This is a genomic window from Erysipelatoclostridium sp. DFI.2.3 (genome assembly GCF_019132535.1).
Classification (GTDB): Bacteria; Bacillota_I; Bacilli_A; order Erysipelotrichales; family Erysipelotrichaceae; genus Clostridium_AQ; species Clostridium_AQ innocuum.
This window is the reverse complement of the sequence record NZ_JAHOOJ010000004.1, coordinates 58,130-83,668: the sequence shown is the minus strand read 5'-3', so window position 1 is coordinate 83,668 and position 25,539 is coordinate 58,130. Positions and strand designations below refer to the sequence as shown.

Annotated in this window: 23 protein-coding genes and 1 pseudogene; 9 read left to right on the top strand and 15 right to left on the bottom strand. The window is 43.9% G+C overall.

Annotation, left to right across the window (positions count from 1 at the left end; translation table 11 throughout):
- The first annotated feature begins 351 nt into the window (after positions 1 to 351).
- Complete coding sequence (locus KSZ58_RS05640) at positions 352 to 732, top strand: transposase (RefSeq protein WP_233104355.1); 381 nt, start codon at positions 352 to 354, stop codon at positions 730 to 732.
- The gene (locus KSZ58_RS05635) at positions 729 to 938 is read left to right on the top strand and encodes a hypothetical protein (protein ID WP_008819527.1); all 210 of its coding nucleotides are present in this window, start codon (positions 729 to 731) and stop codon (positions 936 to 938) included. The genes KSZ58_RS05640 and KSZ58_RS05635 overlap by 4 nt, the downstream gene beginning before the upstream one ends.
- 118 nt (positions 939 to 1,056) lie before the next feature.
- Here the strand turns inward: KSZ58_RS05635 and KSZ58_RS05630 are convergent, their stop codons facing one another.
- The 3 genes from KSZ58_RS05630 to KSZ58_RS05620 form a co-directional block, all read right to left on the bottom strand.
- A complete protein-coding gene (locus tag KSZ58_RS05630) occupies positions 1,057 to 1,410 on the bottom strand; it encodes a hypothetical protein (protein WP_224727317.1) in 354 nt (117 codons plus the stop codon).
- Positions 1,411 to 1,793: 383 nt separating this feature from the next.
- On the bottom strand, positions 1,794 to 2,552 hold the full coding sequence (locus KSZ58_RS05625) for an NmrA family NAD(P)-binding protein (RefSeq protein WP_227761308.1): 759 nt from the start codon (positions 2,550 to 2,552) through the stop codon (positions 1,794 to 1,796).
- Positions 2,549 to 2,989, bottom strand: coding sequence for a MarR family winged helix-turn-helix transcriptional regulator (locus KSZ58_RS05620; RefSeq protein WP_009269372.1), 441 nt, complete (start codon positions 2,987 to 2,989; stop codon positions 2,549 to 2,551). The genes KSZ58_RS05625 and KSZ58_RS05620 overlap by 4 nt, the downstream gene beginning before the upstream one ends.
- 165 nt (positions 2,990 to 3,154) lie before the next feature.
- Between KSZ58_RS05620 and KSZ58_RS05615 the strand changes: the two genes are divergently transcribed.
- From KSZ58_RS05615 to KSZ58_RS05605, 3 genes are read left to right on the top strand one after another with little or no spacing between them, the layout of a single operon-like run.
- Positions 3,155 to 3,472 carry a PadR family transcriptional regulator gene (locus KSZ58_RS05615; protein WP_008819534.1) on the top strand — a complete coding sequence of 106 codons (318 nt, stop codon included), beginning with the start codon at positions 3,155 to 3,157 and terminating at the stop codon, positions 3,470 to 3,472.
- Positions 3,465 to 4,046, top strand: a complete 582-nt coding sequence (locus tag KSZ58_RS05610; protein WP_008819535.1) for a DUF1700 domain-containing protein — start codon at positions 3,465 to 3,467, stop codon at positions 4,044 to 4,046. Before KSZ58_RS05615 ends, KSZ58_RS05610 begins: the two co-directional genes overlap by 8 nt.
- Entirely contained in the window at positions 4,047 to 5,162 is a 1,116-nt protein-coding gene (locus tag KSZ58_RS05605; RefSeq protein WP_008819536.1) for a DUF4097 family beta strand repeat-containing protein, read from the top strand.
- Positions 5,163 to 5,678: 516 nt separating this feature from the next.
- On the opposite strand, the gene KSZ58_RS05600 is transcribed toward KSZ58_RS05605, so the two are convergent.
- The 4 genes from KSZ58_RS05600 to KSZ58_RS05585 all read right to left on the bottom strand — a co-directional run bounded on the left by KSZ58_RS05600 (position 5,679) and on the right by KSZ58_RS05585 (position 12,278).
- Positions 5,679 to 7,616: an HD-GYP domain-containing protein gene (locus KSZ58_RS05600; RefSeq protein WP_008819537.1), complete on the bottom strand. Its 1,938-nt coding sequence runs from the start codon at positions 7,614 to 7,616 to the stop codon at positions 5,679 to 5,681.
- Between the two features lie 45 nt (positions 7,617 to 7,661).
- Positions 7,662 to 9,926, bottom strand: a complete 2,265-nt coding sequence (locus tag KSZ58_RS05595; RefSeq protein WP_022300388.1) for a diguanylate cyclase domain-containing protein — start codon at positions 9,924 to 9,926, stop codon at positions 7,662 to 7,664.
- Between the two features lie 393 nt (positions 9,927 to 10,319).
- Positions 10,320 to 10,745 carry a YolD-like family protein gene (locus KSZ58_RS05590; RefSeq protein ID WP_022300387.1) on the bottom strand — a complete coding sequence of 142 codons (426 nt, stop codon included), beginning with the start codon at positions 10,743 to 10,745 and terminating at the stop codon, positions 10,320 to 10,322.
- 12 nt (positions 10,746 to 10,757) lie between these two features.
- The gene (locus tag KSZ58_RS05585) at positions 10,758 to 12,278 is read right to left on the bottom strand and encodes a DNA methylase (RefSeq protein ID WP_009587473.1); all 1,521 of its coding nucleotides are present in this window, start codon (positions 12,276 to 12,278) and stop codon (positions 10,758 to 10,760) included.
- 444 nt (positions 12,279 to 12,722) lie between these two features.
- On the opposite strand from KSZ58_RS05585, the gene KSZ58_RS05580 reads away from it, so the two are divergent.
- Positions 12,723 to 13,343, top strand: a complete 621-nt coding sequence (locus KSZ58_RS05580; protein ID WP_009587542.1) for a TetR/AcrR family transcriptional regulator — start codon at positions 12,723 to 12,725, stop codon at positions 13,341 to 13,343.
- A gap of 93 nt (positions 13,344 to 13,436) precedes the next feature.
- A complete protein-coding gene (locus tag KSZ58_RS05575) occupies positions 13,437 to 13,910 on the top strand; it encodes a hypothetical protein (protein WP_009269377.1) in 474 nt (157 codons plus the stop codon).
- Positions 13,911 to 14,316: 406 nt separating this feature from the next.
- On the opposite strand, the gene KSZ58_RS05570 is transcribed toward KSZ58_RS05575, so the two are convergent.
- The 4 genes from KSZ58_RS05570 to ppdK form a co-directional block, all read right to left on the bottom strand.
- Positions 14,317 to 14,802, bottom strand: a complete 486-nt coding sequence (locus KSZ58_RS05570) for a hypothetical protein (protein ID WP_254884704.1) — start codon at positions 14,800 to 14,802, stop codon at positions 14,317 to 14,319.
- A 61-nt stretch (positions 14,803 to 14,863) separates the two neighbouring features.
- Positions 14,864 to 15,328 carry a hypothetical protein gene (locus tag KSZ58_RS05565; protein WP_022300386.1) on the bottom strand — a complete coding sequence of 155 codons (465 nt, stop codon included), beginning with the start codon at positions 15,326 to 15,328 and terminating at the stop codon, positions 14,864 to 14,866.
- A 247-nt stretch (positions 15,329 to 15,575) separates the two neighbouring features.
- Positions 15,576 to 17,435: a GTP cyclohydrolase IIa gene (locus KSZ58_RS05560; protein ID WP_022300385.1), complete on the bottom strand. Its 1,860-nt coding sequence runs from the start codon at positions 17,433 to 17,435 to the stop codon at positions 15,576 to 15,578.
- 663 nt (positions 17,436 to 18,098) lie between these two features.
- On the bottom strand, positions 18,099 to 20,732 hold the full coding sequence (gene ppdK / locus KSZ58_RS05555; protein ID WP_009269380.1) for a pyruvate, phosphate dikinase: 2,634 nt from the start codon (positions 20,730 to 20,732) through the stop codon (positions 18,099 to 18,101).
- Between the two features lie 324 nt (positions 20,733 to 21,056).
- Here ppdK and KSZ58_RS05550 point away from each other — a divergent pair, with 324 nt between their 5' ends.
- The gene (locus KSZ58_RS05550) at positions 21,057 to 21,965 is read left to right on the top strand and encodes a helix-turn-helix domain-containing protein (RefSeq protein ID WP_009269381.1); all 909 of its coding nucleotides are present in this window, start codon (positions 21,057 to 21,059) and stop codon (positions 21,963 to 21,965) included.
- 215 nt (positions 21,966 to 22,180) lie between these two features.
- Here the strand turns inward: KSZ58_RS05550 and KSZ58_RS05545 are convergent, their stop codons facing one another.
- From KSZ58_RS05545 to KSZ58_RS05535, 4 genes and pseudogenes are all read right to left on the bottom strand, one after another.
- Positions 22,181 to 22,576, bottom strand: coding sequence for a DUF2262 domain-containing protein (locus tag KSZ58_RS05545; RefSeq protein WP_374102560.1), 396 nt, complete (start codon positions 22,574 to 22,576; stop codon positions 22,181 to 22,183).
- A gap of 57 nt (positions 22,577 to 22,633) precedes the next feature.
- A pseudogene (locus tag KSZ58_RS23460) lies at positions 22,634 to 23,029 on the bottom strand (hypothetical protein); the annotation flags it as partial.
- A gap of 158 nt (positions 23,030 to 23,187) precedes the next feature.
- Complete coding sequence (locus tag KSZ58_RS05540) at positions 23,188 to 24,462, bottom strand: glucose-6-phosphate isomerase (RefSeq protein ID WP_008818900.1); 1,275 nt, start codon at positions 24,460 to 24,462, stop codon at positions 23,188 to 23,190.
- Positions 24,463 to 24,477: 15 nt separating this feature from the next.
- The gene (locus tag KSZ58_RS05535; protein ID WP_008818901.1) at positions 24,478 to 24,831 is read right to left on the bottom strand and encodes a CvfD/Ygs/GSP13 family RNA-binding post-transcriptional regulator; all 354 of its coding nucleotides are present in this window, start codon (positions 24,829 to 24,831) and stop codon (positions 24,478 to 24,480) included.
- A 246-nt stretch (positions 24,832 to 25,077) separates the two neighbouring features.
- On the opposite strand from KSZ58_RS05535, the gene KSZ58_RS05530 reads away from it, so the two are divergent.
- Complete coding sequence (locus tag KSZ58_RS05530) at positions 25,078 to 25,533, top strand: divergent PAP2 family protein (RefSeq protein WP_002608489.1); 456 nt, start codon at positions 25,078 to 25,080, stop codon at positions 25,531 to 25,533.
- Positions 25,534 to 25,539: the final 6 nt, after the last annotated feature.

Here is a 25,539-nt window from a genome sequence, read left to right as displayed (position 1 = left end):
CCGATGGAATGCCTTATCGTTTGTATGATGTTGTCTGCTATTGGCGGGACAATATCGACTTTTACGTTTACACCTTAACGAAGGTCTATTTCTTCACTCCCAACTTTTCATTGGGCTATTACGGCTCGCATACTCTCTGTCCTACGCTTAAATCGTAATGTTACCGTTACGACTCCAAGGACTCAATACTAGCGATTGGCTAAATCTTACTAGATGGGATTTCCACCCATTATATTTTCGACGCCTAACTGACGCACTCCGCCTTCGGTGTACGCTTACTGCCCTCCCAGTGAACATAAAAATCTAAAGGACTGTATAGAGTATGTTACTCGCTATGTAGGCAGTCCAGTCATGGCTCAGAGTCGTATCATTGATTATAATTCTGATATGGATCATGTCATTTGGTGGTACGAAGATCATGAAACGAAAGAGTATGTTGAAGTATATGATTCTATCTTAGCTTTTATGAAGAAACTTATTCGTCATATCCCTGACGAGCATTTCAAAATGGTTCGCTACATCGGAGGTTATGCAGCGAAGAAAAAAAAGTTAACAAAAATGATTAAAAAAATGGTATCCTGTAAATACGCAGGATTAGCGAAAAAGAACTATGCGCATCGTCAATATTTAATGGATACTTTCCGCATTGACCCTCTCTTGTGTAAATGCGGTCATGAAATGCAGTTTGTTGAAGCTTTTTTTTCCTTGAGGATTGGAGGAACAGATAAATGAAACGTGGAAATTCTATGACTGGAGATCCGTCTGTGATCCATATGGTATGTATTAAATGTGGTTATGTCATACCTATGGATGTTGATATTGCTTATGAAGTCATGCGTACAAAGATGTATAAAGGAAAAAGAGTGTTATATGGATACTGTATGAAATGTGAACATATCATGTATCCGGAAAGTATTTTAGACAAACTGGAGAAATAAACTTTTTATCATCGATATCTCTTATCCCCTATAAGGGGATTTTTGTGTTTTCTTTCCTCTTCATATAACTATTTATATATAATTATTTATAATTAAGATTCATATAATATGCTAATTCCTACAATATAAAAAAAGAAGGCACTTCATCTGCATAAATAAGTACGATATCTCTATCTATGTTATGTCTATCTATGTTTTTTTGCAGAAAGCCATGGAGGATCCCCGTATACATATGCTCTTTCATTACATGGTCTAAAATAACATACGGCTGTGTTATGATATCAGCCGTATCAAGCTCTTTTATCGTCTTTTTCCTAAGATCCATCCACACATGATCTTCCCCGCTTCTTTTAAAATACTGCCTGACTGCCACTGTCTTCCCAAAGCCCGGAGGTGCCTGCACCATCGTCACATGAAACTTATCAATTTCCTGTAGCGCTTTTATTACAGTTTTTCTAACATACTTTTTCATTTTTCTCACATTCCTCTTTCTTTCACTATTATACTGAAAGAATCGCATGTGTTCATCATAAATAAATTTGTAATATTTGGAAATTGTAAAGCAATTCATATCCGCTTCGCAAGCTTTGATTCCTCCGACCGGTATCATGATAAAACCCCTTGGAAAAGATACTATGGATTTAAACCATACAGCATGCCTGATGCATTTAACGAATACAGATGAACTGACGGCTGAGATGTTCTATGGATGCTGCGTACAGATTTTATTTCTGTATCAGACACATTCATCATCTACATCCCTCTTACATACCTTGTATTCATTCTACTGCATCATTCTTTATCCTTTATGCCGTCACGTGCTTATTCACCTATGAAATAAGTACCCCTTACGATTCACAGCTGCCACGCTGCCGCATTATCCCTTACGAACTGACGAAAGCTCTTCGGCTTTTTGTGCATAACCGCTTCAAAATCAGTCGTGACCTTCTCTGCACCTTTAAACCGTGTCATCATATAAAGCATCCCCATAACCTTACAATACTCCTTCTCCAGCCCCCGAACGCTGATCCAGTAATTTTTTGCAAATGACGGCTTTGGATTCGCATACACAATGTTCCTTCCCAGCTCCTGCGATAAAATTTCAGCCACTTCCCAATAATCAATCGCTTCTGCTCCTGTTATGGAATAGCTTGTGTTTTGATGCATATGCGCCTCGCAAAGAACCCTCGCTGTCAGCTCACCGATATCCTGAGCATCGATAAAGCTTGTCAATGCATTCCTGACGGGTACGACAATTCTGTTGAAATGCTGAATTTCAAAGGCATGCACGCCACTGATATTCTGCATAAAAAAACCGGGGCGTATATGGCAGTACGGCAATCCCGCCTGCTCGATATATTGTTCAATTTTATGATGCGGAGGGATGGGATTTTTCTCTACTCCCAGCAGGGAAAGAAAGCTTACCAGCTGAATCCTCTTCTGCTTCTGCAACGCATCGATCAGCGGCTTCAAAGCCTTTGGATCACCAAGATGCGGCGGCCGCATGAGAAACACCCTGTCCACATCCTGCAGGGCAGCCGGAAATGTAGACGGCTTTGTAACATCAAACAGGACAGCCTCTGCATTTGGAAACAGCTGTGTAAGACGTTTCACATTCGTACCTGCTGCTTTGACCTTTTGTCCAGCAGGATAACATTGGCCATGTTCAGTAAATCAAGCAGGGTATGAAATGCCGCCTCACCCATGGAATTTCTCAAAATATTCATCTGCTTCATATATTCATCATAGGTTTCATTCACCAGCTGCACTGCTTTCTCTGTCGGCCGCAAAAGAAAGCTGCGCTTATCATTTTCCTGCTGCTGCTTTTCAAGAAAGCCGTTTTTCAGCAGCGCAGAGCTCATATTGGTAGCCATCGCTTTTGTCACCTTGAAAAAGTCTGCGACTCCCTTTGCCGTCTTCTCTCCGTCTGCTTTAACCAAATAAATCAGCATCCCCATTTCACTGGATCGAATGGGCAGGTTGCGCCTTGTATTCATATTCAGACGGCAGAACAGCGATACCTGTTCCATTGCATTCATCATCGTATCCATAGATCTCTCCTTGTATTTAGTACATCTCATTTACTATATTATAATAGAACACTTGCTATACTATGTCAATACAATAAAAGTTCTGCGTGATTACATATATCACATAATACCTGTTGACACATTATACTATGTATTATATAGTATAATGTGTCAGGAGGTGTCATCATGGATACACAGCTGAAAAAAGGACTGCTGGAAATCTGCGTTCTTGCAGTATTGAAAAAAGAAGATTCCTATGGCTATAAAATCGTAAAGGATATTTCTCCATATATAGAAATCTCTGAATCAACCCTGTATCCCATACTCAGGCGGCTGGAAAACAGCAAATGCCTCAGTATTTATTCCGTGGAGCATCACGGACGTCTGAGAAAATATTACAGAATCACCGATATTGGCATTGCGCGCATTCAGGATTTTCTAATGGAATGGCAGTCTATGCTGCATATTTACGAATTTATCAAAGGAGGGGATGAATTTGAATAAACAGGAATTTATCAGTCTGCTGGAAAAGCGTTTATTTCAGCTTCCACAGGTAGAGAAGGAGCATTTATTAAATTATTATAATGAAACGATTGAGGACCGCATGGAGGACGGCATGAGTGAAGCAGAGGCTGTAGCTAGTCTGGATTCCATCGACATGATTGTAAAGCAGGTCTATGCAGAGCGCGAGCTGCCTATCGAAGAGGGAAAGCCTGCAGCACGGGGAAACAGGAGGCGTGGATGGAAAATCGCTGCTTTTGTTTTACTTTTTCCATTCTGGATGACCCTGCTCAGTATGGCATTCGTTATCTATCTGCTGCTGTGGACACTGCTTGCCGTCCTGTTTTGCATAATGCTGACATTTGTCTGCTTCCTTGTCGGTGCTTTGTGGAATCTGATACCGGTTGTAAGAGCAAATGCCGCTGCAGCTGTTGTTCTGCTTGGTTGTATGTTTCTTTTTTCCGGTCTCTTGCCGCTGTGCTGGAAGCTGTTACGCATAGGTGTTGCATGGCTGAAAAATCAAACCGGTATCTGGCTGGCGGCGATACGGCATCTATTTGTAAAGGCGGTGAATTAAATGAAGGTCACATTAAAACAGCTGTTGAAATATGTACCGGTCATCTGTATTCTGCTTGGTCTTCTGCTGATTGGCGGCGGCTTTGCGATGGCCGATTTCAAGATGGAGAACCTGCAGACGGTCGAGCATAAGCCATATATGAAAAGAGAAAAAACAATTACCATGCATCAGATTTCCTCCATCCGGATTGACAGCTATCACAGTGAAATCAATATTCTTCCTGCAAAGGATGATAACATTCATATCCAGTATGAGGAAAATGATGAGTATCCGATGAATGTCACAAAGGATGCCACCTCTTTACAGCTGAAACGTGCGACAAAGAGTTTTCAATTCAACTTCTTTGATTTTGACCGTGAGCTCAATATTCCGATCACAATCGAGCTGCCGAAAGCCTTTCATGGCAAGCTGGATATCGATACCTCGTACGGCAATGTGACTGTACATGACATGGCATATCAGAATATCACGATCAACAATGATCATGGCAATGTCAGCCTTTCCAAGCTAAAAGCGGAAGCAGTAACACTCGATGTCGCCTATGGCAGCGTCGTTCTGAATGATGTAAACAGCAGGCAGGCATTCCAGCTGAACAGTGAGCATGGCGATATCATTTCCAAAAATCTGAAGGCAGACAGTGCCGTGCTAACGACCGCCTATTCCGATATCACTCTGGATGATACCGAAATTACAAAGGATATGACACTTTATCATGAGCATGCTCCGGTAAATCTTGGAAAGCTGAGGGCACAGGCATTGCAGATAGAAAGCGCCTATGGTGATATCCGCAGCACAGGTCTTACCATCGCGGAAAACGCAGACTTCTCACTGGAGCGCTCCGATGTCACCCTGCAGAAGCTTTCCGCAAAGGACATGACGATGGAAAATGCTTATGGTGACACGATGATTTCAGAGCTGGACGCCGATAGTATTCTGATGGAAGGCGAGCGTGGCAGCTTCAGCGCCACGGTAAAAGGAAGCATTGACGACTTTAACATTCTTTCCGAAGCAGAGCATGGGGACAATACGCTTCCGACCAAATATGAAAACAGCTCCCGGCGCAAGCTGCAAATCAATGTAGAATACGGCGATATCAATGTAAAATTTCAAAAATAAGGAGCTGAATGGAACTTTCGGAATAATAGCATGCGCGTATAACTCATATTGCGCTCAAATGCCGAAGTTATACATCAAGCCACTACGATAAGCACAGCTTCTCTGAATTATCAATAGGATTTCTCAGACATATTCCATGCGGGAAGCAATCTGCCATATGTTATGAGGAATCCTTTTTTTATGGCTGCTTTCACTCTTTTACTGTTTCCATTATCGCTTGGATTAGCGTCTCACAGTCTTATTTACGTACGGTTAAAGAGATACGGGTGCATCCTACCTAGCTATTTTTCACCTTACGTGCATAAAAAACTGTCTGTTCTGTTTCCTAGGAAAGAAAAAAAGACGATCACACCGGTGATCAAACGTCACACACCGGCAATCGTCGTATGAAATGATATTTTCGCAAGCCTCCTGTGGAAGCTGTTAGGATACAGCAATTTCTGAATTTCAAAACAGCTGTGTGCTTCTTACGGAGGTATTTCAACACCCTTTTAAGGAAAAATCTCTCCATCCATGTTAAGCCTGCTGCTTCTGCCGCTGCCAGATTCCCTCGTTTTTACTCTGTCTTTCCTTCAACAGATGATAGACATGTTCATATACCTCTGCCCGTTTACAGCGTATGATATAGGACAGCTCTTCTCTTAATGGTACACATTCCTCTATGAAATGCACCAGCTCTGCATGATAGCGATTCTGGTCGTTTTTCATTTCTTCCAGTACACGGGTAAATGTTTTGGAGGAAGCGTAGTTTCTTCCATAGCTGTCGGTTGCGGCATCCAGACTGTCTGATATGGTAATAATGCAGGTAAATAAATGATAGGTTTCCGATGGCGCTTCCACACCCTGCGGATAACCGAATACGCCGTCTACGCTTCTGTGATGATTTGCGGCAACCTCGCTATAGGCTGCAAGCTTCCCGATCCTTGAAAGGATGTGTCTGCCTGCGAGAGGATGATATTGAATTGCTTCGAATTCAAGTCCGCTGATGTTACGGTACTGTGTATTGATGACACTTGTACAAAGCACCTTCCCCACATCATGCACCAGTGCGGCATTGTGAATATATGCAAGCAGATCGTCACCCTTCTGCTGTATTGCCTCCACACTGTCCAGACCAAGCAGACCGATCAGCAGCTCCGGCTTTTCTTTCAGCAGCTGCTGCAGGATAGCCTCACTGCACGCAGCGACCATATAGGTATGAATCAGTGTCTGCGGCTGGCGAAGCATAAACAAATCCATAAAATATTGAATGACATCCTCTGCTTCCCTTACCAGAGAGAGCAGTGGAATAATCTCATAATAAACTGCATGCGAAATACGATATTCCGTGAATAGATCCGATGGAAGAAACGCGATATAGCCAATCACCTTCTCCAGTATCCGCTCGACATGCATCGACATATCAACTTCCTTTGACAGGGCATAAATCACATTGCATAAGGATAATAACAGATGGAATTGTATATCATCCAGCTCCTTACGACTGTAATTGCACCGGTAGGGAATTTTGCTGTCAATAGTCTCTACAAGCTCAGCCATGGCTTTCGCATCCCTGTTCTGTCGCAGATAGTCACACATCGCACATGTCAGCTGCCACTTCATAAGATCAAAGGGACTTGCATCCTTTTGCTGCTGCGCGTCCTGCAAAGCCTGATGGGACATATCGTGCAGAATGCTTAAATTGGGTGCGGACAGCATTCCCTTCTGTAAATTCAAAACGCTCATGATAAAGGAATTCGTGTAATTTATTTTTAGATACGGAACGATTTCATTGACCTCCAGCGTCCAATCAGCTTCGGCAATGAAGCGTTCATAGCTTTGCAGTCCCTTTTGATAGGATGGCAGGAGTGTCTGATTGAAATATGTATTATAATTTTCAACGCTGTCGATGTGCTCAAATAGAAGGGAGGACATATAATCGTAAATGGATAATCCAAGGCTTTGATCCTCCTGAGAAAGCTGCCCGTATAATCTCTCATAGCATTCCCCCATCTGAGTGACCAGCTGCAGCGAGCGTGCTCGAAAATGCACGGTATCCAGAAAAGTAAAGCAGACAAGCTTGATAAAGCTACACTTCATCAGGGAAATCTCATCGTGCCTGCCGGTATAATAGGTGGAAAGCATACAGGCGGAGCGATAGGTGAGATCCGTATCCTCCATCCTTGTACAGTAGCGGAATTGATAGGACAGCAGGGAATCAGCGATTGCATCCTGCAGACGCGTACCATCCTCCAGAAAATATTCGATATGACGCTGTATCTGCTGATTCCCGGATACATAAATGCTGCGCTGAAGAGCTGAGCAGTCCTTATATTTTTCTATCCAGCTCTCCACGCCGTCCTTTGTATGCAGCAGCTCATTTGTCTTTTGGTTAATGAGACGAATGGAGGCATAATACTGATTGAAGAATTCCTCCCACTCTTCCCTGGTTGTGAAGCCGTGTTCCAGTTTCATAAGGCAAGGCCTCTCTTTCCTTTTCGGTATTCTTTGCTACGGCTGTCATTCTTTGACAGGGGTTTCCGCTTCCATTCGATTAAGCTTCAGAAAGGTTGCCAGAATCTGGGAAATCAGTGAGAGAGAGCTAACCTCTTCCCTTGTCCAGAAACGGCTTCCGGTACATTCATCAAAGCCGATAAATCCACGGAAAATACCATTGTCATAAAATGCACATTGCAGGGTGGAATGAATTCCCTGACTCTCAAACAGCTCAACCAGCGTTGGCGAAAGGCTTTGAATATCCCGGCAGTAAAAGATATGATCTTCCTGAAACAATGCTTCATAATCGCCCAGCTCCTTGTAATTTACATTCTGAAGCTGCTTCATTTCAGAGGAGATTCCTTCATTGCACCACTCATATGTATTGAAGCCGTGGCTGCCGTCCCTGGTGTTTTCAAAAATGTAGGAACGGCTGACATCAAACTGCTTTCCTACGATCTCCAGAACCAAATTGACTGCCTCATCCAGATGTTCATAATGATACAAAATACGGAAAACATACCGTGCCAGATTATCTTGACTCTCTGCGTAATTCTGCTCGGAATCGATCGCCGCTCCCAATGAGGAGTTTTGTAAATACTCCTGATTTTGCAGCAGGCTGTCATCGTACATACAGCAGCCGTTTTTCCCGCGCTGCTTTGCCTGATATAAGGCCTTGTCTGCACATTCATACAGCTCCTGAAAGCTTTCGCCATCTCTTGGATACATAGCGATCCCCATACTGCAGGTAACTGCAATCGGCTTTTTTTCATTGGAAAACAGCTGCTGAAACATGGCAAGAAGCTCTTCAGCCTTATCCATTGCAGTCGTTGCGGATGAGATGTTTTTGAGAAATATCGTGAATTCATCACCGCCGATACGTCCGACAAGATCGTCTTTTCTCACGTTTCGCTTCATACCAGCAGCCATTTCACTCAATACAAGATCCCCGGTTATGTGTCCATGTGTATCATTGATCTGCTTAAAATTATCTGTATCAACCATAATCAAGGCATTCACGGTCTTTGGATTTTCTATCAGATAGCTCTGTAGCTGCTGCTTCATGGTTTCCCGGTTATACACCCCTGTCAGCGTATCCTTTTCAGCTTTGTGGCGCAGCTTTTCCATCTGCAAACGCTCCTTCGTGATATCCAGACCGATACTGTAGAAGGATGGTATACCGTCCCAGCTGTCCTCACCGCTGATATAACACAGCGTTACCGTCCAGATGCGCTCCTCTTTGCTGCGTGTATATGCCCGGGCCTCCAGAACAGCATTGTCCCCAGTATTTTTCAGACCTGCGCATACCAGTGAAATACGGGGAAGATCATCCAAATGGACATATTTTGAACAGCGGAAATGCAGTTCTTCCTCCAGCTGCACCTGCGTATAGCCAATCATATCCAGAAATATACCGTTATGCCACAGAATCGTATCAAGATCTCTTGCATCTATGCGGACCATACCGGCTGGAATCGTCTTCAATATCGCTTCTCTTTCCTGATCCTTTTTGTCCAGCTTATATTCTTCACTGTACATATCATAAGACAGCTCTATCCTCGAGCGATGTCCAAACCAGTCCAGCATTCGATTCTTAATCATAAAGGTACGCTTTAGTTTCGAATTATAAAATTCCCAGTTGTAGGTTTCATTTTTCTTTAGATAAGCATTGGTACAGAACGGACAGGGTGCATCCAGACCCTGTATTGCTTCATAGCATTTCCTTCCAAGCAGCTGTGCTTCACTTGCCTGCAGCGTGTCGCAGGATTTTTTATTTACATACAAAAGCTCATAGGTATCCATATCACTGATATACACGTTACCTGTATTGGCTGCCATCATCCATTCGAAATTATCGGTCATTTCCTGTTTGGCACTCAGGAGCTGTTCACGCTCATCCAACAGCTTTGGCATTGGTGTATAACAGAGCAGTATCTCCTGTCCTTCACCTTCCGATGCCCGGATAGTTCCTGCGATTTCAACCATCCTGTCAGCTCCTGCGATCCTCATGCTGCTGCGCAGCTTCACCTGACGCTGTCCGTGCTGATCTGCCGCACATAGTAAGGAATACAGCGTTTGATAATCCTGAATAAAATCGGAAAAGCACGAAGAAAATACAACGGATTCCTTAAAATCTTCCTGCTTTTTCCCCAACATTTGATAAAACGCTGTATTTGCCCACAGCACGGTCAATGCATCATCCAGCCGATGTAGACTGACTGCCAGTTGCAAATCCTCCATCATTCCCATATCTGCACTGCCTGCAGCTGATTGCTTCATCTGTACCATTTCGTAATCCTCCACTATATCTGCCCTTTATCCTGTGAGTGAAGTTACATCACCACACAAGCATCCTACTGCATCCATGTGCATCCGTACCCCGTTTATCTATGCATAAGGCGCTTTCATCAAAAAGAAAAGCACGCAATCCATTCTACACTTCGCTGCAGATATCATTTCTTTCATTATAGCACAACCTGAAACTTTATTTCATTTTTTGCATTATTTTAAATAATTTATTGTAAAATACATAGGAAAAATAACATCCAATATGACAGAACTACAATGAATCCTGTGAAACAGCGGATAAGCAAGCGCAGCCCCTCTTTTCTTCTTCCTCGTCATCACATGCTTTTTATATGGGGACATACGTACAGATACGTCCCTTCTCTGCCATCCCTGCTATCTTTCAAGCAGCAGCTCTATTTCATAGATATCATCCAGTGGAATCCAGGAATGATCACTGAATATGAGCCTGCGGTTATACTCATCCATTTTCTTCAAATACATAATAAGTGTACGGTATGCTCCGCCGTCCTTACGTTCATCCGGCTGGAAATAGGTTACCCGGATGCGCGGCTGCTCCGTGATATGCTGCAGAATTTCCTGCAGGCTTTCATCATTCTGCATATTTCTGTTTTCATCCAGAACTTTTCGCTGATCGATCAGCCGCTGTGCTTCCTGAATTGCCTCCTTATGCCCTGTCAAAGCGGCAAATGGCGCAAACTGGGCAGCGCGATCCCGTATCGGCATCTGCGCATGCTTTTTTGATACCGGATGAGGCAAATGGATAATATCCTCATAGTTGTCTGTGTGCTGTTGTTTCATAGAAATCTCCTTTTATGCCTTATGACCGCCAATCGTTTCGTTTCGCCGGATGGTATTGGCACCCTCCTCCAGATTCATACCCTTTAAAACGGCATTCTTTCCATACTTTTTCTTTATCTGCAATGTTGCCTGCTGGAGCGCCTTTTCCTTATCCAGCTGTGCGCGTTCTTTTTCTTCCTGCTGCCGCAATGCATCATAATCCACAAACAGGTCCAGCTGTTCTGCTTCTGCTTTTTGCTGTACCTGCTTCTCATCCACAACATGATTTGCGGATATATTGATTCTGCGTACTGTCAAATGCGGATTTATAATTCTGTCAAAGAGCTTCATGACCTCCTTAATCATCCATTGGGAGGATGCTGTCTGCCGTTTTAGGTTAGCCGTGCCATGAGCATGCTTTGGAATCGTTCTTCCATAGCGGTCCGTTGTGACAGCCTTGATATACGGGGCAGCGGTTTCAAGATTCTCGATATCATACCCGATCGTCAGCACGATCTGATCACAGACCTGCCCCTTGTCAACCAGAGAAAGAGCAAGAAGATCCAGCATCTCCTTAATAACAAGCCTTGTTTTTTCCGTATCGTAGGGGCAGCTCAGCACCTGCCCGGTACCGATGCTTGTATTTTCCGGCTGATATGCCTTGATATCTGCCATTGTACACGGTTCATATCCCCAGGCATGATCAATCAGCAGCTCCGCATTAACACCAAACAGCTGATACAGGCGATCCTCGTTATATGCGTCCTGTGCGGTGCCAAGTGAGCATCTTGCAATATCTCCCATGGTATACAGACCAATCTGTTCCAGCTTCTTCGCATAGCCTTTTCCAATGCGCCAGAAATCTGTAAGCGGTCTGTGATTCCAGAGCAGCCTTCGATACCGCATTTCATCCAGCTGTGCAATCCGCACTCCATCACTGTCTGCCGGAATATGCTTTGCCACGATATCCATGGCGATCTTGCACAGATATAAATTGGTACCGATACCTGCTGCCGCCGTAATACCGGTTGTGTTCAGAATATCGGTAATGATACGCTTTGCCAGCTGTCGCGGTGTTGTCTGATAGGCTTTCAGATACCCTGTCACATCCAGAAAAACCTCATCGATTGAATACACATGGATATCCTCCGCAGAGATATACTTCAGATAGATATCATAGATTTTGGTGCTTTGTTCCAGATAAAAAGCCATGCGCGGAGGAGCCGCAATATAGGTCATCGCAAGCTCCGGATGGGTAGTAAGCTCATGTTCATCATAGGATTCCCCGACAAACTGATGGCCGGGAGCCGCCTTTCTTCTCTTTGCATTGATTTCCTTTACGGTTTGAACGACCTCAAACAGCCTGGCTCTTCCGGAAATCCCGTATTTTTTCAGGGAAGGTGTGACCGCGAGGCAGATTGTTTTCTCCGTCTTCCCCGTATCCGCAACAACCAGATTCGTCGTCAGCGGGTCCAGCTGCCTGCTGATACACTCCACGGAGGCATAAAAGGACTTTAAATCTATCGCCATATAAATATGTTTCTTCTGTTCCACGCCACCGCCTCCTTATTCTACACAGACAGTATTTGTATATTCCTCCATCCTCATACGGATTCCATGTATACACGAACTGTAATCTGCTTTCCCTGCAATCGGGTATGAGATTATGATCTGTCCTGCACAGAAAGATGCACATAGAAAGCCATCTCTGATTGCTTATTGAAGTTTCTATATTTTATCACAAATGCTTGTTCGCGTCTTTGGAAAAAGGATGATATTTATCAGCACAGCCAGTCCTAGCTGCACACTTTTCATACGCAATCCTTTCCTGATGAGCTGTTTTGCAGACTGCGCATGCATAAAGAGCTTCTGCATATATTCAAAAAAAGCGAAAAGCAATGCCGTAATGCTACATCAAATATGCTATAATGGAAGCACATTTGAAAAGAAATTGATATGATGCATATATGACACACAAAGCAAGTCGGGAGGAAGCATATGTCCAGAAAAGCATATAGTCAGCAGGAACGAACCGCATTGAAAAAAAGACTGCATGAAATCGGTCTGGATATTTATTTAAAACAGGGCATCCAGAATGTCAAGCTCCCGGAGATTTTACAGCTGGCTGGAATTTCCAAGCCGTTCTTTTACACCTTTTACCCATCTCTGGGCGATTTGATTATTGATATCATCGATGAGCAGCGTATATCGATTATGAAGCTGCTTGAGAAGACACAGGCAGATGAGACACTGGATTGGAGAGGCAAAATAGAAGCCTTTCTGTATCCGCTTCTGCATCACAGGGAGCATCGTTTTTTCATCCTTTCCCCGGAGGAGGAGGTATGGCTGTATCAGCGGCTGACAAAGCAGTGCTTTGATTCTTTTCAGAAATCACAAATAGCATTTTACGAAGACCTTCTGGCTGCATGGGAGGTTCCTCTGACAGCGATTGCCCCGCAGATCATGGGCAATTATCTGTTATCCCTCATTATTGTACGAAACAATGCCCCAACCTCTCTCCCCTTTTTATTTCATGAGTATCTTGACGAAACAGCAGCTTTGCAAATACGTCTGTTTATAGACCATCTGGAATCCCTGCGGCTACAAAGCATACGGTAAACGTATGTTTTTTCTTGCTTTCCGGGCCTGCTCTATGTATAATAAAAATATAATTACCAAAATTATTTTCGGTAAGTAAAAAGGAGGATTTGTATGGGTTTATTTGGTAAAAAGAAAAAGGCTTGGGATGAAGGACGTATTCAGGAAAACAAGGCTAAAATGCGCGCACTGTTTGAACAGGTAGTAGAGGATGCTGCAGGCTATCAGCTTGTCTACGCATATTCCTCCAGCGTAAAAACAAGCAATTACATACTCGCCAGAAAAACAACGTATACGTACACGAGCCTGATCGTCGGTTTCCGGGAAGCTGATATGAGTATCGTCATTTTACAGACAACACCGGAGCTGGAGGGCTGCAGCGATCCGGAAATCTTCAGAAAGGGAGAAATCAAGAAAGCCAAGGTTGTTCAGGGCGGCTTCACCATTTATCACAAGGGCGGTCTTATGGCCGGGTATACACAGTTTTATATTTCTGACGAATATGATGATGACAATCTGTTCGCTTATATGCGACAGAGTGAAGAGGCAGCACAATGGGATATCTTCTGGCCTAAATTCTGTAAGTAAGTATGGATACGATAACTCTCATCTTAATCATTCTTGCCGGTATGAGTCTCTCTTTACTTGCAGCTCATCTGTGGGTGGGGATAATTGACGGAATCGGCGGGTGTTTCAAGAGAATATTTCACATCGGACGTAAACAGAAGAAGGCCTGGCATACACTGTCAAAGGAACCTCGTCAAGAATCACAAAGCATCAGGAAAAAGCCTTCGCCATTCGAAGAATAACGTACAGGCAGAAGCTCCTTCAGCAGCATTGCCGCTGTTTGCAAATCAAATTGTATAACATAACAAAAAGCAAGTTCGTTCAATGACTTGCTTTTTATATCCTCTTTTCATCAATATCCCGCACACGAAGTACTGCAGCTCCGGTATCATTTTTCACAATTGACCATTTTCTTAATCAGGAACGGCTACATTCTCTTTATTTTGTTTTCCTCTACATGATCTGTTAAGAACGCCTGCATCTTATCCGCGTTTACCATAAGGCTTTCCACTTTAAATCGTTTCCCTTGTGCAGTGAAAACAGTGATCATCTCGTTCTGCGCAAATGTATTCTTTCGAACCTTCCATTGTACATTGCGGATGTCGGTTATCGCAAAGCTGAACTTCACCAGACCAAGCCCCTTTCTGACCGTTATCCTTGATCCGTTCACCCTGATTCTATACATTTTTGTCCATAAGATAACGAAGGTCACAGGAATAAACACAAATACCGTTGTACAGATATACATGGCCGTATGAGGTGGCGGCAAGAAGATCGTATTCAATACCACCAGAATGATAAAGAAGCATAGGATACATACCCATAGCCAGAAGACGATGGGAGGGTTTGTTACCGTAAAGCATTTCCTTGTACGCATACTTTCCTCCTTATTGGCACAGGCCATCTTCTTCATACAGCAGCTTAGCCGCAATAAAAACCAATGCGCAACAGCAGCTTATGAACATAAAGGAAAATCATTCCTTCGTTATCGTCAGACTTTCAAATGCCTCCTTTGCCTTTTCCTGTCCGGCAAGACTGGCTATCAGCATTCCTGTTTTTGAATCCCTGATCCATACAACAAAATTTTCCTCTGTCCCTGATTCCCCTTCTATTTCATACATATAATAGGTATTTCCATCCTTTTCTGTATCCTCCAGCACACGCATTCCCTGCTGACCTTTGATAGCCAGATAACTGTTATATCCGGTTTCATGGATAAACATTCCTTGTAAAATGTTTTCTTCATCCTTTTTAACTGTAAACTGTCCATCCTTCTGCGATAAGGACAAGCCGTTCGAGGTATCCAGTTTCACCTTAATGGTATCGCCGGTTTCCACATTGAATGTATAAGATTTGCTGGATGAGGCTGAGCATGCCCCAAGCGTAAGCATCATGGCTACTGCCAGCATAAGAACACCTGTTTTCATAATTCGTTTCATTGCCTTCTCCATTCTCCCGCTTCGCACGAGTATTAAATTTTAATGCTTGGAATTGTTTATTTTACAACACGTTTGATTTTTTCCACACATTCCCTATAAATGTATTACGATCCTGCATATTTCCTCATCTGCCTTTATCTATACGGCAGGCAATCTGCCCTTCTCCTTACCCGGCATCTGCTTTATGATATCGATAACAGATAGATGTCATTTCTGCACAGGCCGTTTAAAGCGAGTTTTCCTTCCTTCAATGGCGGTATCTTCCTCCTTCTGCATGTTGCTGATAAAATTGTTCCTTATCCTCATACATTTTTTGATCTGCACTACGGATGATAGCCTTCAGATTGCGGCAGGAATGCGTCCATTCATAACCGACAGCCGCTTTACATTCCTCCCTGTTAAATGTATCCTTCAGCTTCTGTATGATATCTCTGAATTCTGCTTCCTCCACATCCGGACAGATGATCACAAACTCATCGCCCCCTACACGGTAGAGGTTTCCTTCCGGCACACTGCTTTGCATAATTGCCGCTCCTGTTTGCAGCAGCTGATCTCCGGCCTCATGCCCGAAACGATCATTGATTTCCTTCAAACCATTCACATCAATAAACGCCACGCCCACAGTAGTCTCTTTTTCTGAAAATTCCTCCACATCCTGAATATAGCGGTTGTGATTATAAAATTTTGTTAATGTATCCATATAGCTTAACCGATACAGTGTTTTTTCATCCTCATTTCTGCGAATTGCCAGCATGATGAAGTAACTGAATGTCAGTAAAAATTTCTCTGCATCCTCAAAGACTTCCACCGACAGATTATCCAATCCGATCATACCTCCGAAATTACCGTATCGCTCAAATGGAACAAGGATCAGCCGCTCTATCTTTTGACCAGATAACAGTTCATATTCCGCCTGCCTGTCTCCCTGAAGCTCCTTGACATCCCTGATCATAATGCTGGCCTGCTCATCATATAGCTGGAACCACCATTTATAATCATGCCTGGATAAATGCTGCAAATTATCAATCTCAGGAGTGATCCCTTCTCTGCACCATTCTGCAATATTTGACATCTCATCATTTTCCATATAGAACACATAGGCCCGCTCTGCTTCAAATACCTCTCCAATCAATTTCAAGACATGATTCATAGCATCCACTGTATGATGATTCTGATACAGCTCGCGGATACAGTCAATCAGAATGTTATCTCTTTTTATGCGCTTCTCCAATTCCTTTTTCTTTTGCAGACTCTCGGTAATATCAAAGGCGATTTCCATTCTTGCCTCACGACCTTCCCAGTCAATGAGACGATCTTTTAACAGATAGTGTCCGTGAATAACAGGATTGCTGTGTTCCCATGTATAAGTCTCATCCTTTGACAGCTTTGCATTGGGGCAGAAGTCACAGGGCTTATCAAATCCCTGCAGTGCTTTATAGCATTTCAGTCCTGTTAACTCCTTTATGTCAAATAGCTTTTTCCCTGCATCATTCACAAACAACAGGTCATAGGTATGAATATCCGCAACATACATCAGCTCTGTCATCTCGTTGATCGGCATGAGCATCAGCTGTGCTTGTCTGGCAAGCTGCTCACTTTTTCTTCTGTTCTCAGCCTCTGCCTCCAATAAGCGCCTTCTCCGCTTTTCCTGCTGATATGTGAAAATCGTTACCATCATCACAACCACAAGGAATGCACAGATAACGATAATCAAAAACGTTCTTGACTGCTGAACGATTTCCTCCGTATATACCTCTGCAATATCCACCGCCTCATCCGCCATGGCAAAATACTGCTCGCTTAATGCATATAAGCGTTGTTTGTTATTCCCGCTGCTGCGATATTGCAAGATTTCTTTTTTGATATCTGCCCATTCCTTTTCCATTTCAGCGAGAAGTCCCTGATACTCCATCTGATCCAAACGGGAGATATGTGCATCTTCATCACCGTAAAGCAAGCCATGTAAAGTTCGATCCAGCTCGTCAATCAGTGCATCATTTGGTTCATGATTCAATTCCTGCTTAATCAGCCTTTGCGTAGCTCCGCGTATGATTCCGGTATAGTTTATAATACGGGCGTTCCCCTGAAGCTTTGCATTCGAATCCATGGATAGAAATCCAATGGTGATTATCGCTATACAGAGAAGCAATGGTATAATGCCAACGAGATGGTTGGATAATATTTTTTTTCATTGGATAAAACCTCCTGTGTATTCGCAGTCCTTATATTTATATTTACTATTTTATCATGTAATGTTATTTGATGCACCAATTTCATTCCTTTCCTACAGGCTACAGCACATTTTTCTGCAGAAAGCGATATTGCCTGTTCCTGCAGCGCGAATGGCAGGCAAAGTGATACTGTGATTGCACATTTGTATATGGTATCTGAAGCCCCCTTATTTATCACCATTTTCAATCATCATCTGGTTATTACCCAAGACGAAATCGATGGATCAGAAACACTTCAAGCGGTTATTTACAGACCGCTTATGATTTGATTATTCCAAGCGGTACGCCATAAATGCAGTTCCCTTATTTATGAATGGCACTTCTAAAAATATATCTGCCAGTATTATTTTAAAAGGTCTTATGCTGCATCCCTTTGCTTTGCAGCACACGCCTCTTGAACCCATTATTGTGATAGTAAGAAAAGATGTGGATTTTACTCCACATCTTTTCTACTTTCCTATATGTTTTCGCTATTTTATTTACGAAAAGCCTACTGCACATTTCTGTAGCTGCGTGCTTACCCTGTAGTTTAAAGACAGCTATCCCTTTTTATGATTGATAGCAGCCTGTGCTGCAGCCAGTCTGGCAATCGGTACACGGAACGGACTGCAGGATACATAGCTCAGTCCCATACGGTGACAGAAATCAATACTGCTAGGATCGCCTCCATGCTCTCCGCAGATTCCCAGCTTGATTTCAGGGCGTGTCTTTCTTCCGCCTGCAACTGCCATTTCAATCAGCTTTCCGACACCCTTCTGATCAACTCTTGCGAACGGATCCTGTTCAAAGATTTTCTTTTCATAGTAATCGTTCAGGAATCCACCAGCATCATCACGAGAGAATCCAAAGGTCATCTGTGTCAGGTCATTGGTTCCGAAGCTGAAGAATTCAGCCTCCTCTGCAATTTCATCCGCCAGCAGTGCGGCACGCGGAATCTCGATCATCGTACCTACATGATATTTCATATCAAAAGCCTCACGCTTCAGAATTTCATCTGCCGTACGTACGACAACATCCTTGACAAATTTCAATTCGGCCTTATCGCCAACAAGTGGAATCATAATTTCCGGTTCAATCTTCCATTCCGGATGCTTGCGGTTGACGTTGATTGCTGCCTCTATAACTGCGGTTGTCTGCATTTCTGCGATTTCAGGATAAGAAATCGCAAGACGGCACCCGCGATGACCCATCATCGGGTTAAATTCATGCAATCCGGAAATAACGCTCTTAAGCTCATCCAGATCAATATGCATATCCTTAGCCAGCTGTGCAATATCATAAGAGCTTGTCGGCAGGAATTCATGCAGAGGCGGATCGAGATAACGGATGGTTACCGGCAGTCCGTGCATTGCCTCATAAATGCCCTCAAAGTCACCACGCTGCATCGGCAGCAGCTTGGAAAGTGCTTTTCTTCTCTGTCCTTCGGTTTTGGATACGATCATTTCGCGCACAGCCTTGATGCGGTCACCCTCAAAGAACATATGCTCGGTACGCACCAGACCGATTCCCTCAGCCCCGAAGGCTACTGCCTGTGCTGCATCCTTCGGTGTGTCAGCATTCGTTCTGACCTTCAGCGTACGAATCTCATCCGCCCATTTCATAAAGCGTTCAAAATCACCGGAAATCTCTGCCGGAACCGTTTTGATTTTACGTCCGTAAATATTACCTGTTGAGCCATCCAGAGAAATATAATCACCCTTATTATAGCGTTCTTCATTCACTATGAAATATTTTTCCTCTTCATTGATTTTAATATCACCGCAGCCGGAAACACAGCATGCCCCCATACCGCGGGCAACTACTGCCGCATGGGAAGTCATACCGCCGCGCACGGTCAGGATACCTTCCGATACATGCATCCCTTCAATATCCTCCGGTGAGGTTTCCAGACGGACAAGAATCACCTTGTGTCCGAGTGCAGTTTCTTCAATAGCTTCCTCTGCAGAGAATACGATTTGTCCGCAGGCAGCACCAGGAGATGCCGGCAATGCACTGGCAATCGGCTTTGCGCTCTTCAAATCCGCATCGTCAAAACGCGGATGCAGCAGGGAATCCAACTGCTTCGGCTCCACCATCATCATGGCTTCCTCTTTGGTAATCATGCCCTCATCCACCATATCACAGGCGATTTTCAGTGCAGATGCAGCCGTACGTTTACCGTTACGTGTCTGCAGCATGAACAGATTTCCCTTTTCAATGGTAAATTCCATATCCTGCATATTCTTATAATGACTTTCCAGTGCTGCACAGATTTCTGTAAATTTCTGATAAGCAGCCGGCGCGATTTCCTTCAGCTGATCGATGGTCTGCGGGGTACGGATACCTGCAACGACATCCTCGCCCTGTGCATTCATCAGGAATTCACCATACAGCTTGTTTTCACCGGTACTTGGATTACGCGTAAAGGCAACGCCGGTACCGCAGTCATTTCCCATGTTGCCGAAAACCATCATCTGTACGTTGACAGCTGTTCCCCAGTCTCCCGGAATATCATTCATTTTACGATAGAAAATCGCACGCTGGTTGTTCCAGGAACGGAAAACTGCTTCAATAGAGCGGTACAGCTGCTCTTTCGGATCGGATGGGAAATCTTCCTCCAAGGAATCCTTATAGAATTTCTTAAAGCGCTTCACCATTTCCTTCATGTCGTCCGCATCCAGATCAGTATCCTGCTCTACGCCTTTTTTCTCCTTCATTTCATCAATAATGTCTTCAAACTTCGCTTTGTTCAGTCCCATGACAACATCAGCAAACATCTGGATGAAACGACGGTAGGAATCATATGCAAACCGCGGATTATCCGTCAGTCTGGCAACGCCCTCCACAACCTCATCGTTGAGTCCCAAATTTAAAATGGTATCCATCATGCCTGGCATAGACGCACGCGCACCAGATCTTACGGATACTAACAACGGATTTTTCGGATCCCCAAACTGCTTTTTAGACAGTTCTTCCAATTTCATTAAATAATCAAAAATTTCCTTGCGAATTGCTTCATTGATTGCCTCACCGTCCGCATAATACTGGTTACATGCCTCAGTGGTAACAGTGAAACCAAAAGGTACAGGCATACCGAGGTTCATCATTTCTGCCAGGTTTGCGCCCTTACCGCCGAGCAGCTCTCTCATCTGCCCGTTTCCTTCTGAAAACAGGTAAACATACTTTTTGCCCATTAAGCATTCCTCCTCTTATGTAATCGTTTACATTGGATATCTTATATTATACAGCATTTTCATATATTTTCCTAGTATTAGTTAAAAAGTTATGCAATTCACAAAGTGCTCCATTCACTATATGCACAGCATGGCAGAATATGCTGCTGTCTTCCTGTCGGCTTTTTCTTTCCCATACATTTGTCATGATGTCAAATCTTTGGAATCATGCTATACTTTCAGGGATATGGCAACTGCTGCAACCGCAGGTTGACAAAACGCAAGAGGAGCTTGGTAGCACAGCTGCAGCCCTTTTGCTAGGATATAGGTGTGAGGTGAACTACTATGAAATTTGGAGAAAAACTACAGAAGCTAAGAAAAGAGAAGGGAATGTCACAGGAGGAGCTTGCCGCTCGTCTGCACGTATCCAGACAGGCTGTCAGCAAATGGGAGAATGATCAGGGCTATCCCGAAACGGAGAAAATGCTGATGATTGGAAACATCTTTTCCGTAACTATGGATTATCTGTTAAAGGACGAGGGAGGAGACCAGCCGCAGGAACAGGGCTTTTATGCGAGTCGGGAATGTGTACAGGGCTATCTGCAGCAGGAGAAAAGAATTACACTGCGGATTGCTGTCGGGACGCTGCTCTGCATTCTTTCCGGGCTGCCGATTCTTATTTTCCCACAGCTGGAGGATGTCATGAGTGTCTTTTCAATGCTCATCATCGCCCTGGGAATCGCCGTGTTTGTATCCCTTTCCTTCGATAAGGATGAATACAAGATACTCAAACAGGAGCCACTGTATTTTGATCACGATTATCTGCAGGAGCTGAAGGGTGAACATGACGGACTGCAGAAAAAATTCAAGCGTCTTATTATCGGCGGACTGCTGCTGATATTTCTCAGCTGCATCATCGCGATAATCAGTGAGGATGTTTTGCATATGGAGGAAGGATTGCTGGATGCTGTCTATCTGCTGCTGATTTCCACTGCTGTCTTCCTGTTTATTTATGCAGGCTGCTCTATGGACACATATGAACTGCTTGTTGATAACGAGACATATCGTAAAAAAAAGCATGGAGAACGCTTTTCCTGGCTGTATTATGTCACCATTGGCTGTGCTTCCATTCTCTATGTCGGCTTGGGAATGCTGTTTGGTAAAGAGGCATGGAGAACCGGCTGGATACTTATCGCCGTCACATGGCTTGTGACCTACGGCATCGTCAGCGGTATCAGTATGCGCAAGAAATAATGACAGCCTTAACCGGATAGCGAACTGCAAAAGATCTTCCCTATCCTTACCTGTGTAGTCATTTGTAAATAAATGCACCCATTCTGAAATACCGGTATTTTAGAAGAAAGCAAATCGCCTTTATGATAACGATTTGCTTTTTCTTTTCTTTTGCCATTATAAGAGCCTTCCCAGTCAGAAAAACGAACAGAGCAATCTGTCCGTTTTCTATATAACTAACCCGCAAACTGGGCGTCATACAACCCCTTATCCATATTTCCGCTGACAATAATAACATGACCTGCAAATATACCGCCGTCATCATAATACAATTCAAACTCCCCATCCTGTGACACGTTGACAGACTCTATCCGGATACGACGTATAAATTCATCAGCACACAGCTCATCTTCGTCTTCATCCTGCCACTCAATTGCACAGCTGAGTAATTGCTCGGCAGCGTACCGACGGGCTTTTTTATCCCATGCAGCGGCATCCTCCTGCAGCCTGCGAAAAACAGTTAATGCCTTATCCGCACGCTTATCATCATGCCCATCTGTATCCAGTAAAATCTCTGCCTTTTGCGCATTCCACTCCCCCTCCCCCTGAAACATGGACAGGGAACGGTTCAGCTGCAGTTGACAGGTATCTGACAGAGATAAAAAGACAGGCTTCTGATATTCCTTCAGCAGTTCCTGCAGCTGCGGCTGTTTTACATTTCGCTCCAGTACATCCACCAGCAGCAGACAGGCACCGGCAGGAATCTCCTGATTTGACCATATCGTTTTTTTCGGCAGGGATTCCCGCACCTTTAAACGATAAATCGTTTCCTTTTTCAAACGAAACACTTTTCACGGTTTTTTATTTTCCTTTTCACTCAGCATCCACTGCAGTACCTTTTTCTCCTGCTTCAGCTCTGCAGTTTTACCATCTATGTGGGCAAGCAGCCGCATACTGACTGTCCAACAGCGTTCCCCTTTCATGCGGCAGGAGCCTGCATCATCCTGTGTCAGTGCATAGATTTCCTTGATCTCTTCCGCAAAGCCTTCCTCAAATTTCTTTTTTTCTGTTCGTTCCTTCCACATTGCAGCTCTCCCTTTCTTCTGAAAACGGGATATTTCCAGTTTGGAAACATCCCGTTATACACAAATGATACCAATAGAGCTTGACCTGTTCTTATTTCCGTACTTCCTATATACCCTTTCTTTTCACAAGCTCAGCAAACGTTTTATCTTTGCCCGTCCTATTTTTTCCCCAACAGACGGAACATATTCTTCTTATAGACCTCTACGCCAGGCTGATTGAACGGGTTGATATCCAGCATATAGCAGGTAATGGCACATGCCTTGAAGAAGAAATAGCACATATAACCAAAGCTTTCCGCACTCATATCGTCCAGTGTCAGAATCAGATTTGGAACACCGCCTGTTTCCTCGTGTGCTTCCAAAGTTCCCTGACACGCCATTTTGTTTACCCAGTCAACGGATTTTCCTGCCAGATAATTCATGCCATCCAGATTATCCGCATCTTCCGGGAAGTTCAGATCCAGCGTTGGCTTGTCAATCAGCAGCAGTGTTTCATACAGAACCTTCTTTCCGTCCTGTACAAACTGTCCCAGAGAATGCAGATCGGTAGAGAAGTTTGCGCTTGTCGGCAGATTTCCCTTGCATTCCTTTCCTTCACTTTCTCCGAACAGCTGCTTCCACCATTCCGCAACCATCGTCATCTGTGTTTCATAGCTTACCAGCATTTCCACATCTTTTCCCTGATTTTCCAGAATACGGCGGCTTACTGCATAGGCATAGGCATCGTTTTTGCTTAAATCCGGATCCTTTAAATCTTCATAAGCCTTTTTCAAACCGGTCATGATAGCATCGGTATCAATACCTGCCACAGCGATTGGAAACAGTCCAACCGGTGTGATGACGGAGAAACGTCCACCAATATCATCCGGAATTACAAAGGTTTCATAGCCTTCCTTATCGGCAATCGTTTTCAGCGTGCCTCTTGCCTTATCCGTTGTCGCAACAATTCTCTTTGCGGCTTCCTCTTTTCCGTATTTTTCTTCCATAAACTGCTTCAGCAGACGGAATGCCAGCGCGGTTTCCGTTGTTGTACCGGATTTGGAAATTACATTGACTGCGACTTCCTTATCCTTGATGTACTCCATAACCTGCGCAATATACGTGGATGAGAATGTATTACCGAAGAAAATGATTTCCGGTTTTTTATCACTGTACATTCCATTGATCATTTCAACGGCAGCTCTGGCTCCCAGATAAGAACCACCGATACCACAAACCATCAGTACATCGCATTTTTCGCGGATGTCAGCCGCAACGCTCTTTAATCTTGCATACTCTTCCTTGTCATAATTGTTTGGCCATTCCACCCAGCCGACATAGTCGTTTCCCTTGCCGGTCTTGTTGTGGAGATCCTCATGGCATTTGGTAACGATGTCCTGATAACCTGCAATGTCTTCCTTCAAAAATGCATGCTTTGTGTCTAATTTCATCATATGCGTTTTCTCCTTTTACTTTGTTGCCTCTTCGATCCACTGATCCAGATGCTCCGCCAGTGAAGTAAACCCGATATTCATCTGCGGCAATTCGTGGACGAATCTGCGTTTTCGCATGGAACGAGCTTTATTTGCTTCTACAGCTTTCAAGGACAGCTTGAAATGCATGCCGTCTTCATCGACATCCAGAATTTTCACCTTTACACGTTCATTGACCTTGACATACGTATGCACATCCCGCACGAAGCGCTCACTGATTTCAGAAATATGAATCAATCCGTTGTGCTTGCTGTCCAGATAAACAAATGCGCCGTAGGGCTTGATTCCGGTAACGACACCTTCCACGACCTCTCCAACCATATAATGCATCCACTCACCTCATTTCATCATGCTTATTATATCATATCTTTTCTGATTTTGTGTTATAATAATATGGCAGAGAGCGTAAAAGGCTGATGATTCGCCGGTAACTGCTGATAATGGATGCGGAATACACAGATTCCCATGCAATACCGATGGGTATGATTCCACCGTGTTTCTAGTTCCATATATCTGCATAAACAGCAGCGAAACGTTATACATACAGCACTCTGGACTATATGAGGTGATACAGACATGAGTTCGATTTACCCCCTGGTGGCTGCCCTTCTGGCAAATGTCATCGCCCAGGTTCTAAAGCCGATCGTGCTTTATTTCCGTACCAAGGAACTGGATGTGCATCAGTGCATCGCCTGCGGAGGCTTTCCAAGCTCACACAGCTCTACGGTAACAGCCCTGACGATTGCGATCGGCATGAATGAAGGCTTTGATTCCGCCCTCTTCGCGATTACCTGTGTATTCAGCTTCATCGTTATTTACGATGCAGCCAATGTCCGCTACTACGCAGGCAGAAATATCCAGCTGACAAAGCAGCTGATCAGCGATTTGGAAACATTGAAGGGTTTGAAATTCAACGATCCGATCTATCACGAGAAGATCAAAAGCGTTCTCGGCCATAAATTCATTGAAATACTTGGAGGTATCCTGCTGGGCATACTGGTATCCCTGTCCATGTATCAGCTTATCCATTAGAGAAAG